Source organism: Paenibacillus glucanolyticus NBRC 15330, assembly GCF_004000885.1.
In the GTDB taxonomy this organism is placed as follows: domain Bacteria; phylum Bacillota; class Bacilli; order Paenibacillales; family Paenibacillaceae; genus Paenibacillus_AQ; species Paenibacillus_AQ glucanolyticus.
In genome coordinates this window covers 19,994-33,104 of record NZ_BIMC01000033.1, presented here as the reverse complement: position 1 = coordinate 33,104, position 13,111 = coordinate 19,994, and the positions used below count along the sequence as shown (strand labels likewise).

At 48.1% G+C, this 13,111-nt stretch carries 16 protein-coding genes; 14 read left to right on the top strand and 2 right to left on the bottom strand.

Going from position 1 to position 13,111, the window contains the following annotated elements; genetic code table 11:
- Positions 1-329 precede the first annotated feature (329 nt).
- The 3 genes from PGL02S_RS27180 to PGL02S_RS29175 all read left to right on the top strand — a co-directional run bounded on the left by PGL02S_RS27180 (position 330) and on the right by PGL02S_RS29175 (position 1,674).
- Positions 330-767: a hypothetical protein gene (locus PGL02S_RS27180; RefSeq protein WP_006207393.1), complete on the top strand. Its 438-nt coding sequence runs from the start codon at positions 330-332 to the stop codon at positions 765-767.
- 402 nt (positions 768-1,169) lie between these two features.
- Positions 1,170-1,547 (top strand): IS3 family transposase, encoded by a 378-nt coding sequence (locus tag PGL02S_RS27175; protein WP_107338589.1) that lies wholly within the window; start codon positions 1,170-1,172, stop codon positions 1,545-1,547.
- Between the two features lie 31 nt (positions 1,548-1,578).
- Entirely contained in the window at positions 1,579-1,674 is a 96-nt protein-coding gene (locus PGL02S_RS29175; RefSeq protein WP_327196719.1) for a hypothetical protein, read from the top strand.
- A 452-nt stretch (positions 1,675-2,126) separates the two neighbouring features.
- On the opposite strand, the gene PGL02S_RS27170 is transcribed toward PGL02S_RS29175, so the two are convergent.
- Positions 2,127-2,648: a hypothetical protein gene (locus PGL02S_RS27170; protein ID WP_036640991.1), complete on the bottom strand. Its 522-nt coding sequence runs from the start codon at positions 2,646-2,648 to the stop codon at positions 2,127-2,129.
- A 230-nt stretch (positions 2,649-2,878) separates the two neighbouring features.
- On the opposite strand from PGL02S_RS27170, the gene PGL02S_RS27165 reads away from it, so the two are divergent.
- From PGL02S_RS27165 to rsmI, 10 genes are all read left to right on the top strand, one after another.
- Entirely contained in the window at positions 2,879-3,064 is a 186-nt protein-coding gene (locus PGL02S_RS27165; protein WP_006207397.1) for a sigma factor G inhibitor Gin, read from the top strand.
- Between the two features lie 137 nt (positions 3,065-3,201).
- Positions 3,202-4,869: an aminotransferase class I/II-fold pyridoxal phosphate-dependent enzyme gene (locus PGL02S_RS27160; RefSeq protein WP_036640990.1), complete on the top strand. Its 1,668-nt coding sequence runs from the start codon at positions 3,202-3,204 to the stop codon at positions 4,867-4,869.
- A gap of 91 nt (positions 4,870-4,960) precedes the next feature.
- Positions 4,961-5,605: a dTMP kinase gene (tmk, locus tag PGL02S_RS27155; RefSeq protein WP_006207399.1), complete on the top strand. Its 645-nt coding sequence runs from the start codon at positions 4,961-4,963 to the stop codon at positions 5,603-5,605.
- 65 nt (positions 5,606-5,670) lie between these two features.
- Entirely contained in the window at positions 5,671-6,000 is a 330-nt protein-coding gene (locus tag PGL02S_RS27150) for a cyclic-di-AMP receptor (RefSeq protein ID WP_006207400.1), read from the top strand.
- A 339-nt stretch (positions 6,001-6,339) separates the two neighbouring features.
- Complete coding sequence (locus PGL02S_RS27145) at positions 6,340-6,783, top strand: YaaR family protein (RefSeq protein ID WP_036640989.1); 444 nt, start codon at positions 6,340-6,342, stop codon at positions 6,781-6,783.
- 76 nt (positions 6,784-6,859) lie between these two features.
- A complete protein-coding gene (gene holB, locus PGL02S_RS27140) occupies positions 6,860-7,846 on the top strand; it encodes a DNA polymerase III subunit delta' (protein ID WP_006207402.1) in 987 nt (328 codons plus the stop codon).
- A gap of 56 nt (positions 7,847-7,902) precedes the next feature.
- A complete protein-coding gene (locus tag PGL02S_RS27135; protein WP_009591910.1) occupies positions 7,903-8,703 on the top strand; it encodes a PSP1 domain-containing protein in 801 nt (266 codons plus the stop codon).
- A 32-nt stretch (positions 8,704-8,735) separates the two neighbouring features.
- The gene (gene yabA, locus PGL02S_RS27130) at positions 8,736-9,107 is read left to right on the top strand and encodes a DNA replication initiation control protein YabA (RefSeq protein WP_006207404.1); all 372 of its coding nucleotides are present in this window, start codon (positions 8,736-8,738) and stop codon (positions 9,105-9,107) included.
- A gap of 194 nt (positions 9,108-9,301) precedes the next feature.
- Entirely contained in the window at positions 9,302-10,069 is a 768-nt protein-coding gene (locus PGL02S_RS27125) for a tRNA1(Val) (adenine(37)-N6)-methyltransferase (protein ID WP_036640987.1), read from the top strand.
- Complete coding sequence (rsmI, locus tag PGL02S_RS27120; protein WP_006207406.1) at positions 10,066-10,959, top strand: 16S rRNA (cytidine(1402)-2'-O)-methyltransferase; 894 nt, start codon at positions 10,066-10,068, stop codon at positions 10,957-10,959. Before PGL02S_RS27125 ends, rsmI begins: the two co-directional genes overlap by 4 nt.
- A gap of 249 nt (positions 10,960-11,208) precedes the next feature.
- Here rsmI and PGL02S_RS27115 read toward each other — a convergent pair whose 3' ends face one another.
- Complete coding sequence (locus tag PGL02S_RS27115) at positions 11,209-11,463, bottom strand: AbrB/MazE/SpoVT family DNA-binding domain-containing protein (RefSeq protein WP_006207408.1); 255 nt, start codon at positions 11,461-11,463, stop codon at positions 11,209-11,211.
- 321 nt (positions 11,464-11,784) lie between these two features.
- On the opposite strand from PGL02S_RS27115, the gene PGL02S_RS27110 reads away from it, so the two are divergent.
- The gene (locus PGL02S_RS27110) at positions 11,785-13,074 is read left to right on the top strand and encodes an HD domain-containing protein (RefSeq protein WP_006207409.1); all 1,290 of its coding nucleotides are present in this window, start codon (positions 11,785-11,787) and stop codon (positions 13,072-13,074) included.
- Positions 13,075-13,111 lie beyond the last annotated feature (37 nt).

The following is a 13,111-nucleotide window of genomic DNA, read 5'->3' as shown; positions in this document are numbered from 1 at the left end:
AAAAACCACTGTCGATGTAATCGATGGTGGTTTTTATTTTTGCTTTTTACGGAGAATAGGTTGTCCGACTCATGAATGATATTGTGTTGAGTCGTCAATAACCGTAACTGTTATATAACATGGTCATAAAATTAACATAAACAGATGAAGATTTTGTTACCGATATCACGCAGAAAATCAGTATAATAGAATTAGGCATAATCGGGAAAGTGCTTACCGATTTACGCAGGCTATAGGAATGAAGGCCTGATTGGAGGGTTCTCCATTAACCAACCAACTACGAATACTCATCTGGAGACCGGTTATTGTGGGGGAAGGAGGACAATTACATGTTGCGTAAAAATAGTCTGCGTGTAGCAGAGATCATATGTGCGGGTACGATTTTGTTAATCGGATCCGGATGCGGCGCATCCACAGAACCAAGCTGGAAGTCCTTCGACGGTGCGGCGAATGTAAAGTCGTTCCCGGTTCCGAAGGAAGCGAATAAAACCGAACAAACCACAGGCAATAGTGATTTGGACTACGTACGTTATGCGCTTCCGGGGCTGAAGGAAGACGATAGTATACCTGAAGCTTACCTGGATGAAATCGTGTCCTGGGGATGGAAGCAGAAGGAAACGGAAGACAATGGTTCTTCATTAGTTTTTGAAAAAGGAAAAAATATCGTCCACCTGTCGGTGCATGACGATTTTCTCATAATCACGGTTCCTGCTCAGTTTAAGAAACAAGTCATACAAGGATTGGAAAGCAACAAAGCGAATGAATAAAGACCCCTTTCCGGCTTTGAAGTGCACCCCTTAGAATAGACATTGGAAAAACCCCCGGGGTTTAACCGATGAAATTCTAGGGGGTGTATTTTTATGGGACAAAAATTTAAGACCTATTCAATTTGCCAATGAAAAAGGAAGCTATTCGTCTGCACATCGATGAGAAATGGACGTATCGCCGAATTACGAAGTACCTGGAGATTCAGGACTCGGATCGTGTGAAAAAGTGAATGAGAAAATATATAGGGAGCTAGGTGAGTTCGGTCTACTGGAGTGACGGGGACGTCGGAAGCAATATAGGAGTCAGGATCGGTATGTGCAAAAGTTGAAACGGGAGAATGAGTTGCTAAAAAAGTGCTTGGTCGCCTGGAAGGAGGAAGTAAACAAGAGAGATATCAGATCATGGAAAAGGTAGCAGCATACGGAGATGTCCAGAAACTTTCCCGCGTTTTTGGTGTGTCCCGAAGTGGTTATTACGCTTATTTAAAGCGCAAACGAATCGATCGTGATGCAAAGGCAAAGAAGCAGGTGTTTCAAGTTTATCAGCGTTATGAAGGAAAATATGGCTATCGGCTGCTTCAGTTATTTCTTTGGCAAGATCAAGGGATTTGGATGAACCACAAGAAGGTCCTTCGTCTCATGCAAGCACACGGCATTCAATCTCGAATTCGCCGTAAGAGACGATTTGGAAGCACGTGTGCAGCTGCTGAGCGTGTATCGGAGAACCGTCTGAAAAGGGATTTCACTGCGGAAAAACCAAATTCAGAAATGGGTAACTGACATTACTCAGTACCGTGTTGGAGAGCGTTGGGTGTACCTTTCAGCCATTAAGGATCTGTTTAATAACGAAATTGTGGCTTACGACATGGGCGAACGCGACGACAATGAACTCGGCTCCGCACATTAGCAAAGCATTTGTTAAGCAAAAAGACGTGACCGGATGGATCGTTCATAGCGATCAGGGTTTCCAGTACACGTCTCATGCTTACCACGACATGCTGCCAGCCAAAGGTTGGCGCCCGAATCAGCATGTCTCGACGAGGAAATTGTTATGACAATGCTCGATGGAGAGCTTCTTCTCGCATCTCAAAACGGAAGGACTCTACCCTTTCATATCCGAACGGTCACCGAAGCACAAAACAAAATTGAGAAATACATTCTGTTTTTATAACCGGAAATGACCACCCACGAAAACTAAAAAAACTGACGCCGGTAGAGTACCGACGCCAGTTTTCCGCCTAGGTTTTTTTAAAAATGTCTATAAAATGGGGTCTTGACCACTTCGGAATGAGGTGTTTTTTAATGATGGACTGGATGATTACTATATGTACCCATGTAGATGGAAGACAGCTTACTGTGTTATTGCATGTAGTAAGAGATGTCTTGTTCGTTCATTTTTAACATGCCTTCCTTACGCTGACCAGTCAGGCGCAGCATCGTATAGCCACGGGGGAGAAGAAGCCACAGATGCCAGAATGCTAGCGCAATCGCTAAAGGCATCGGTAACCAGAAAGCCATGATAGCGCTTAAGACAATCCCTACCCAGCAGGTATAGAACTGTACCAAAGTGAATACACGCAAGCTGACGTGTTGATCCGGTATATAGCCAAGCCACGGCAGCTTTAGACGAAAGCGCCAGCGCTTCCGGTAGCCTGCTCCGAGCAGAATGAGCACCGTATGCCCGATGACATACTGGATCCATAGCATAAGCGGAAAGGCGATTAGCATATAGAGCGGGATATAGGGTGATACCGTAAATATCCCCGCAGTTGCAGCGAGCACAGGCAGACTTAGGTAAAGGATGAGCAAGCTTTTGGAAATCTGAATTTTTTTAATGAGTCGGTAGTGATAAAAGGTGGCTTGACCGTGTGGATCTGCCATTGGGCTGTGCCGTCCTCCTTAGGTATAAGATAAATTTCGATAGACAAGAAGTAACAGTCTTTTATGTTTTTATCGGACAAAATCATATTTTTATTAAGTTAAAAAAAGGTACAGACACAAGGCCAGCAAGGGGTACATATAAATAAAGCGTAGAAAGATATCCTATGAAAAGGTTTAAAATAATAGAAACTGTGTCATACTAATAGTAAAAGGATCAAGGTGGGATGGTTATGGAAGAATTGACCGAACACGTGTGTATCATATGCAATCAGTCCAAGACAGACGGAATCACCATTGTATCGCAATTCGTATGCGAGGAATGTGAATCGGAAATCGTTCATACCAGTGCGGAAGATGCCAAATATCATTTTTTCATCCGTCAATTAAAACAGATTGCCATGCCTAAAAATGCATAGACGCGAAACGCGTGTAATGGGCCTGAATTGAAGGCCTTTTTTTGTTTGTGCAGGCTGTTTAGTGGGATTGGGGCGTAGGCGTAGGTTTCAAATTGCGTTAAAATAGGTTAGAGAATGTAATCCGAAGGGATATGTCGATGACTACACATAGAGATCTTGCCCCACTTGCAGAAGCATTGGCGTTATACCGGGATCGGGGGGCTTCCTCTTTTCATGTACCCGGTCACAAGAATGGCAGGGCATACGAGGCAGACAGGAACGGCGCAGACATGCTGCATGAAGCCATGCGTATTGATGTGACGGAAATTACCGGGACGGATGATTTGTTTCATCCTGAAGGGGTCATTCAGGACGCACAGGAGCTGGCAGCAGATTGTTTTGGAGCCGAGGAGAGCTTTTTCCTCGTGGGTGGAAGTACTGCCGGCAATCTGGCGTTAATCCTAACGGTATGCCGGGAGCCTGGGGATATCGTGCTTGTACAACGGAATGTACATAAGTCTGTCTTAAACGGATTAATGCTGGCAGGGGCAAGGGCGGTCTTTCTTCAGCCGGAAATGGACAAGTCCAGTGGTCTGGCTGTTGCTCCTTCTGCGGGAACGCTGGCAGCAGCGCTTGAGGCTTACCCGGAGGCAAGAGGGGCCGTCGTAACGATGCCCAACTACTACGGGATGGGCATCGACTTGAGGCCGCTAGCAGAGGCATGCCATGGGCATGAAATTCCGCTGCTTGTGGATGAGGCGCATGGAGCCCATTACGGGCAGCATCCCCGGCTGCCGATGAATGCCCTGTCCTGCGGCGCGGATGGCGTGGTTCAATCCACGCACAAGATGTTAGCCGCGATGACGATGGGAGCCATGCTGCACGTACAGGGCGGGCTGCTCGACCGCAGCCTGCTGCGTCAGCGGCTGGCAATGGTCCAGAGCTCCAGCCCCTCGTACCCGCTCATGGCTTCGCTGGACCTGGCGCGGCGCCTGCTGCACACGCAGGGCGCAGGCGCCTTCACGGCTGGCCTTGCCGCCGTGGATGCCTTCCGGCGCGGCCTAGCGAAGCTGCCGCGCTTCGGGCTGCTGCAGCCGCCGCAGCCCGGGGAACACGCCGCGGGCACAGCCGCTGCGGCGTATACCCGCCAGGACCCGTTCAAAGCGGTCATATATGACCGCACCGGGTCCCTGAGCGGGTATGCACTCCAGCGCGCACTAGAGGCGCGCGGCTGTGTGCCGGAGATGAGCGACGAGTTGCACGTCGTCTTATTGTTTACGTTAGGGTCGACCCAGGAAGATGCGAATCACGTCTTATGGGCTCTTGTGCATATTGTAGAGCAGGAGGAGGCATTGGAGAAGACCGGGACTGAACCAGGCGATCAAACAGAGGGTACGGAATTGCTGATCCGGAAATTGCGGGATCAGGGGGATTTCACGAGGTATGAGCAGCCAGCGTTTCGTCCGGAAGAAAATCTTGATTATTTCGATGTCGATGCTAGCTTGTTAACTGAAGAATATGTAACCCCCAATGTTTCCACGTGGAACAATTTGCCCGGGGAAACTCCCTATTCAGCTCCGGTTCCCTTTTCACTGAAGCCGATCGACAGGGAGAGGGTGGAGTCCGTGCCAATAGAGAGCAGCGCCGGACGAACGGTCGCGGAGATGGTGATTCCCTATCCGCCAGGAATTCCGGTTCTGTATCCGGGCGAGGTCATAGCCATGGAGATGTCACAGAGAATGCTGGCATTAAGGGAGGCAGGGGCCAAGTGCCAGGGCATCAAGGATCCAACACTGGCAAGCATTGTCGTTTTTAAGGAATTATGAGGCAAGGAACTCGAAGTATACACTGATACCGATAGTCGACACATATAACTTTCCAGATCCGTGATCAACAAAAGATGAAAGCAGGATACTTATGAATAATCGCAGACCACTATTTATTACCCTGGAAGGAGGAGAAGGATCCGGTAAAACGACCATGATGGGCAGACTCGCCGCCTTTATGCAGAATCATTCGATCCCTTATCTGATTACCCGCGAGCCTGGGGGCATTGAGATTGCGGAGAAGATTCGCTCCATTATTCTGGATCCGGAGCACACCGCGATGGATGCACGCACCGAAGCATTATTATATGCGGCAGCCCGCCGACAGCATCTTGTGGAGAAGGTGGAGCCGGCATTAAGGCAGGGACTGACCGTGCTCTGTGACCGATTCGTGGACAGCAGCCTGGTTTACCAGGGATATGCACGCGGATTGGGGATGGAAGAGGTGTGGAGCATCAATCAGTTCGCCATCGATACCCGGATGCCGGATTTGACGTTGTTGTTTGATATCGAGCCGAAGATTGGCCTTTCACGGATTGCAGCGAATGCCGAAAGAGAATGGAATCGACTGGATATGGAGAACCTGACATTTCACGAGAAAGTTAGGGAGGGCTATCTGCTGGTAGCAGAGCGTAATCCGGATCGAATTCGCATCGTGGATGCTTCCAAGACACCGGCACAGGTCGAACGGGAAATGAATCGTCACCTGGAAGACGCGATATTAAAGGATTTTTGAGGTTGTTTGTCAAATAAGTAGTGATAGGGGCACACGATGTCCAAATTAAACAAGGAGGGTTTACCATGAAATTGATTGTTGCGATTGTACAGGATAAAGATAGCAACCGTCTCTCTGCCGCATTGGTCAAAGCTAATTTTCGGGCAACGAAACTTGCCAGCACAGGCGGCTTCCTGAAGGCGGGAAATACCACCTTTATGATTGGGGTAGACGATTCACAGGTTGAAAGCGTGCTTAGTGTCATTCGCACAAGCTGTAAGGTTCGTGAGCAGCTGGTCACTCCGGTAACCCCAATGAGTGGTACTACAGATTCCTATTTACCGCTTCCGGTCGAAGTACAGGTTGGTGGTGCTACGGTATTTGTGCTCCCTGTTGAACGATTCGAGCATTTCTAAATTCATTTTCTGGATCTGCGATAGCACGTAACGGATGTTTTTATTGGGATATTTGACGGCTGTGTTCTCCTGTATCGACTATCTTTTGAACCTCTTCTGTATCATAATAAAAATAGTTACCGTAGATCGCCGCACTCGGGAGATGATCTTAAATAGGTAATGATGTAGATGAACTCCAAATAAAGTGTTGAATGTATCGGATGATTGCCGGTAAATCGCTTGACAAGAAAACCATTTCAAGGTACGTTCACGTGAGGCATAGGTTGTTCGATTTATGAACGTACCGGATGCCTCCGTTTTATTAAGATGCTAGAATTACGCAAGAGGCGGTGGATCAGGGTGAAGATTAATCCGGGCTTTCGGCCCATGAAAAGTGAAATCACGGTGCCGGATGGCAACGCCAGACCGATTCAGCAGCGATCGTTCTCCGATATGATGCAGCAGCAGGGGGAACGTGCAACCCATGAGGAACTGAATCGTCAAATGCGTGAAATTGCACTCCAAGGGGACCGATTGGCCAAAGTCATGACCGTTCGGGAGCTGAAGGCTTATAAAATGATGGTTCGGCGCTTCCTTGAGGAAACGGTTCGGCGCGGTGTGAAGATGAAGGAAACGCGCGGTTGGGACCGTCGGGGGCGCGGCAAGCGATATAATGTCATAGATGAGGTTGATTCTGCGCTGCTGGCTATGGCAGATGATCTGCTTGATACGGAGCAGGGGAGAATTGATTTGCTGAACAAGGTTGGAGAAATTCGCGGCATGCTGATCAATCTTGTATTTTAATTGTAAGGAAGCTTAAAGCGATCCATGAGGTGTTACAGCGATGAAGTGCATGAGGATCGGTAGAAAGTGAGGACTTATGTCTTTTAATGATATCGTAGGTCAAGAGACTGCGAAGCAATTGCTGCAAAATGCCTTGCGCCGCCATGCAGTTAGTCATGCTTATCTGTTCAGCGGTCCTAACGGTGCCGGGCAGATGCAGACGGCGCTTACGTTCGCCAAGGCATTGTTTTGTACGGAACTTGAAGATGACGCCTGCGGGCATTGTTTGGAATGCCGCAAGGTGGACCATGGCAATCATCCTGACCTTACGATGGTCGAGCCGGATGGGGCCAGCATCAAGATCGATCAGATTCGGGATCTGCAGCGCATATTTTCCTATCGCTCGGAGAACCGCAATCCGAAGGTCTATATTATTGACCGGGCGGAGAAAATGACAACGCAGGCAGCCAACAGTCTGCTTAAATTTTTGGAGGAGCCGCAGTCGCCGGCGGTAGCTATCCTGATAGCCGAGAATGGACAGGCACTTTTGCCCACCATTCAGTCCAGATCCCAGCAAGTGCCGTTCCGGGCACTGGATCCACAGATGATGGAGAAGGTCCTGGTAGGTGAAGGTTATCCTGCTGCACTTGTGCGCTGCGCAGTTCATCTTGCATCAGGAATTGATGAGTGCAGGAAAATATTGAATGAGAATTGGTTTGCAGAAATTAGAAACGTAGTGTTACAATTAGGGAAGGAGTCTTTGAACCGAAGTGGCTCAGCTATGATTACAGCGAGTCAAAAAGTGTTCAAAACGGAACTCTCTGATCATCTGGACCTATTGTTCAGCATGTTTCATTTATGGTTTAAGGACATGATCCATGTCCAGTATGGAAGGAAAGAGTCTCTCGTTTTCATAGATCAGGCGGAGTATATCTCTGGTCATGCGTCAGCCCGCAGCACAGCACAGTGGGTGTCATACATGGATTTGGCCGCAGAGTGTCAGAAGAAGTTACGCTATAATGTCAATGGACAGCTCAGTTTAGAGCAGTTGTTGATGGGTTTGGGCGGTAACACTCCGGCGTGAGCACACCCCCAGGCCCGAAGAATGGCCAATATGTACAGGCACAAGGGGGTTTATTTTTGTACAGTGTAGTAGGTGTCCGCTTTAAGAAAGCGGGCAAAATATATTACTTCGATCCGCTCGATCTGCCCGTGGAGAAGGAACAATCCGTCATTGTGGAAACCGCGAGAGGTATAGAGTATGGTCAAGTTGTGATAGGAAAGAAGGAGGTTGGTGAATCGGACGTTGTTCTTCCACTGAAGAAGGTCATTCGCATCGCTGGTGATTCCGATGCCCGTGTGGTTGAAGAGAACAAGCAAGCCGCGAAAGATGCATTCACCACCTGTTTAAATAAAATTCGGGATCACGAGCTGAAAATGAAGCTGGTCGATGTGGAATTCACATTTGATCGCAACAAAATCATTTTCTACTTCACCGCCGAAGGCCGTGTGGATTTCCGTGAGCTGGTTAAGGATCTGGCCAGTATATTCCGAACTCGAATTGAGCTTCGCCAAATCGGAGTTCGTGACGAAGCCAAAATGCTCGGCGGTCTTGGACCCTGTGGACGCGTACTGTGCTGTTCCTCATGGCTTGGTGATTTTGAGCCGGTATCGATCAAGATGGCAAAGGATCAAAGCCTATCGCTCAATCCGACTAAAATTTCCGGGCTATGCGGAAGATTGATGTGCTGCCTGAAATTTGAGCATGATAATTATGAAAGCGTGAAAGAAGAGCTTCCATCCGCTGGAAAGCTTGTCGTTACTTCGCTGGGAGAAGGCAAAGTAGTCGGACTTAATGCGGATAAGCGGACGGTTCATGTTCAGCTGTTTGAAATTGGAAAGGTTAAGGAACTTCCGATGGATGACGTTGTCATCAAGTAGTCCAATAGAATGTTTATTTTCGGGGTGTAGACTTGGAGAAGAAAAACATTTTTGTGCTCATTCAAGAGTTGGAAACACAGATGGGACATATACACAGTGAACTGGGTGGACTTAAGCTGGTCATCAAGGAACTGCTGGAAGAGAACCATCGCCTCAGTCTTGAAAATGAACAGCTCCGGAAAATATTAAAGAGGGAAGTCAATCCGGCAGAATTTGAAAACCCAGTTGCTATACAACCTCAGCCTCATGTGAAGGATGAGGAACATGGAGAAGATGTGGTCGGTGAGGGATATGATAACCTGGCCCGGCTGTATCATGAAGGCTTCCACATTTGCAATGTCTATTATGGACATCTGCGCACGGAAGGGGATTGCCTGTTCTGCTTGTCTTTTTTGAATAAATGAGAAGCCGTAGGAGAAACTGCCTACGGTTTTTTTCTAGAATGGAAAGGTTATACTGTAAGGATCGATAAGAACGTCATACGGCTGCTTGTCATGCAATGTGAAGAGCAGCCTTTTGTGTATTTTATAGGCCCGACATGCGGTTAGTTAGGGCAATACGAGGCAAGGATCTATTATGGAGATAAAGGGTTGAAACTATGAAATTGAAAGAAGTGCTGTTACAGACATCAGAGCGGATTGATGATCTGCTCACCCATGAGCTTGGAATCATCCAGAGCGAGGAGGTTTTCAGCTTCTCCATGGACGCGGTCCTGCTTGCCAGGTTTGCCAGCGTACCACGGCGGGGCCGCATTTTGGATATGTGCACGGGGAACGGAGTTGTACCCATTCTGCTGTCGACACGTACGGGTGCACCGATTGAAGGCATCGAGATACAACCCAGACTGGCCGATATGGCTAGACGGAGTGTAACGATGAATGGTCTACAGGAGCAGATCACGATACATGAAGGCGATCTGCGGGAGCTGTACAAGGAAAAAGGGTATGGAGCCTATGACCTGATTACGGTGAATCCGCCTTATATGCCGATGAATGGCAGTGACTTAAAGCTGAATGAGCATCAAGCGATTGCAAGGCATGAAATCCACTGCACGCTTGCGGAAGTGATTGAAGCCTGTGCGAAGCTGCTGCGCCAGGGCGGGAAGATGAGCATGGTTCACAAGCCGCTGCGTTTGGCGGAGATTATTACCCTGATGAGCAAATACCGGATTGAACCGAAAGTCATCCGTTTTGTCCATCCGCGTGTAGATGTGGAGGCCAACATGGTGCTCATAGAAGGCATTCGGGATGGGAAGCCGGAGGTACGGTTGAAGCCTCCGCTGATTGTGTATGACGAGCAAGGAAATTACGGCCCGGATTTCATGGAAATTTACTACGGATCACATGAGGATGAGACTAAAGAATGAGAAATATCGTGCAACAGAGTTATGCAACTCGGGACGAGGGAAGCCCGGGTTCACTTTATTTGGTGGCGACGCCGATCGGTAATTTAGAGGACATGACGTACCGTGCGGTGCGGATTCTCCAGGAATGCGACATTATCGCAGCGGAGGATACGCGGCAATCGCGTAAGCTGCTGACGCATTTCGAAATTCCGTCCAAGCCGATGTTCAGTTATCACGAGCATAATAAGGCGGCGAGCGGTCCTGAAATCATACGCTATATAATAGAAGGAAAAAATGTGGCACTCGTCAGCGATGCCGGTCTGCCGGCCATTTCAGACCCTGGTACGGACCTGGTTTCACTGGCCATTGAAGCGGGAATTTCCGTCATTCCAATCCCGGGGGCCAATGCTGCACTTTCCGCCTTAATCGTCTCGGGTCTGCCAACCGAACGGTTTACCTTTATCGGCTTTTTGCCGCGGGAACGCAAGGATATCGTGGAGCAGCTGCAGGCACTGCAATCGGCGCAGGGAACGCTGTTGTTCTATGAATCCCCGCATCGTGTGAAGAAAACGCTGGAGATCCTGCAAGAGGTACTGGGAAATCGGAAGGTGACCCTCGCACGCGAGTTGACCAAACGATATGAGGAATTTCTACGCGGAAGCGTGACAGAGTGCCTGGAGTGGCTTACGGAACATCCTCCATTGGGTGAATATTGTTTGGTGGTAGAGGCGGGCAGTGCAGAGGAAGAGCTTCGGGAGAAAAATGCCTGGTGGCAGGAGCTTTCGCTGGAAGAGCATGTAGAGCATTATGAGCGGGAAGGATTAAGCCGGAAGGATGCTATGAAAAAAACCGCGGGTGATCGCGGTGTATCGAAGCGGGATATATATAACGCGTTATTAGCAGATTCATGACCACCCATACCTGGCGCAGGGGGATAGCCAAATAGCCCACAAAGTAGAGCCTATGCTTTGATGATTATTTTAAAAACTTTGCTGGGACCCGTAAAGGATTGAAGAATGGCTTGCATTTCACTGAAAACTTTCTTTAATCTCAAAAAAAGACCCTCCTGCGGCCGGGTTCAAAGCCGAGGAAGGTGCCAAGGAGATATGAAAAAGGTTAGAATTAACAAAGTGTAATAATGCTATTATATACTAAAAATCTTAATTTGTCACAGGTGTAGGGATTTCCGAGATACATTCATGGCAAACAATTTTACCCTTGAAGTAAGTGACATTCTCAGCGTTACCACAGAAGATGCAGGCAGGCTCATATTTCTTAAGCATGATGCGTTCGCCGTCTACATAAATCTCCAATGCGTCTTTCTCACCAATTCCGAGCGTACGGCGTAACTCAATTGGAATGACGACCCGTCCAAGCTCATCGACTTTCCTTACAATTCCTGTTGATTTCATCATAACTTATAAATGCCCCTCTCGCCATAATTTAAAAAAGTCATAATTCGACATAGTTCTAGTTTTTATGTTATTTATAGTACCAACGATTCCCAAAACAGTCAACCTATATTTTTGAAAAATCGGAACCTATTTACGAAAGTATAGTGAACAAAACCCTTGTATAACAAAGGAATTACCATAATCGAACCAATTATTGTTGCAATTTTCTATTTGTCGATTTGGAAAGCGCGTTTTTACCTTATTCGACATTGTTCGACATTAGTTGTCAAAAGAAGTGTTAAACGGCCATATCCACATCAAAATGATAAGGAGATGAGATGGATGCATTCCCCAATATCGGAAGAAAAAGTGTTCAAGGATCCAGTCCACAATTATGTTCATGTGCAGGACGATATCATATGGAGGTTAATCAATACGCCGGAATTCCAGCGGCTCCGCCGGGTCAGGCAGCTTGGGACCTCTTACCTGACTTTCCACGGAGCGGAGCACAGCCGATTCTCTCATTCTCTGGGTGTCTATGAAATTACGAGAAGAATCATCTCTCAATTCGAACGGAGAGGGTATTCTGACTGGCCAGCCGAGGAACGGCATGTGGCTCTCTGTGCGGCGCTGCTGCATGATTTGGGACACGGGCCTTTTTCCCACTCTATAGAAGAAGCCTTCAATATGAACCACGAGGATTGGACATGCCGGATACTGCTTGGTGATACTTGTGTTAACAAGGTTCTGCAGGAGCTTGGGGCAGATTTTCCGGAGAAAGTGGCTTCCGTCATTAACAAGACGTATGATAAGCCGATTGTCATGAACCTGGTAACCAGTCCGCTTGATGCAGACCGCATGGATTACCTGCTGCGGGATGCGTATTATACGGGAGTGAATTATGGGACCATTGACATCGACCGGATATTGCGGATGCTGCGGCCGTTCCGTGACCGCGTGGTGGTCAAGGAATCCGGCATGCACGCCGTGGAGGATTATCTGATGTCGCGGTACCAAATGTACTGGCAGGTGTATTTTCATCCTGTCACCCGAAGTTCGGAGATCATCTTGCGTCAAATTTTTCGTCGTGCAAAAGAGTTGCATGACAACGGGTACGCTTTCCGGTTTATGGTCGAGCCGCTTCCGGCCCTGTTTGAAGGCAATATCGGTGTAAATCAATACCTGCGCCTGGATGAAGCACTTATTCAGACGGCATTTCTGCAATGGACCGAGGAGGAAGACAAGCTTCTTGGCGAATTATGCGGCCGTTTCATGCACCGGAAGCTCTATAAATATGTAGAAATCGACAATATCGATTTGGAGACCATCGACGGGATACGCCAAGCGTTCCGCGATGCGGGGCTGCATCCGGAATATGACCTGGAGATTGATTTTCCAACCGATCTTCCTTATGATAAGGTTCATTCTGATATGCCGCTTAACGAGAAGCAGATCCTGCTTCTGGATCGGCATGATGAGCTGCGGGAAATTTCCGAGGTGTCCGATATTGTACGCTCTATCAGCGGCATTCATAAAGGGCGATATCATCTTTATTTTCCGGAGGAGAAGGTGTATCCGCTACTGGAGCAGATGCCGGAGAAGATAGGTGAGATTTTTAAGCAGCAGAATTAACTTGGTGATCAGGACAACCGCAGCATGATGGGTATAA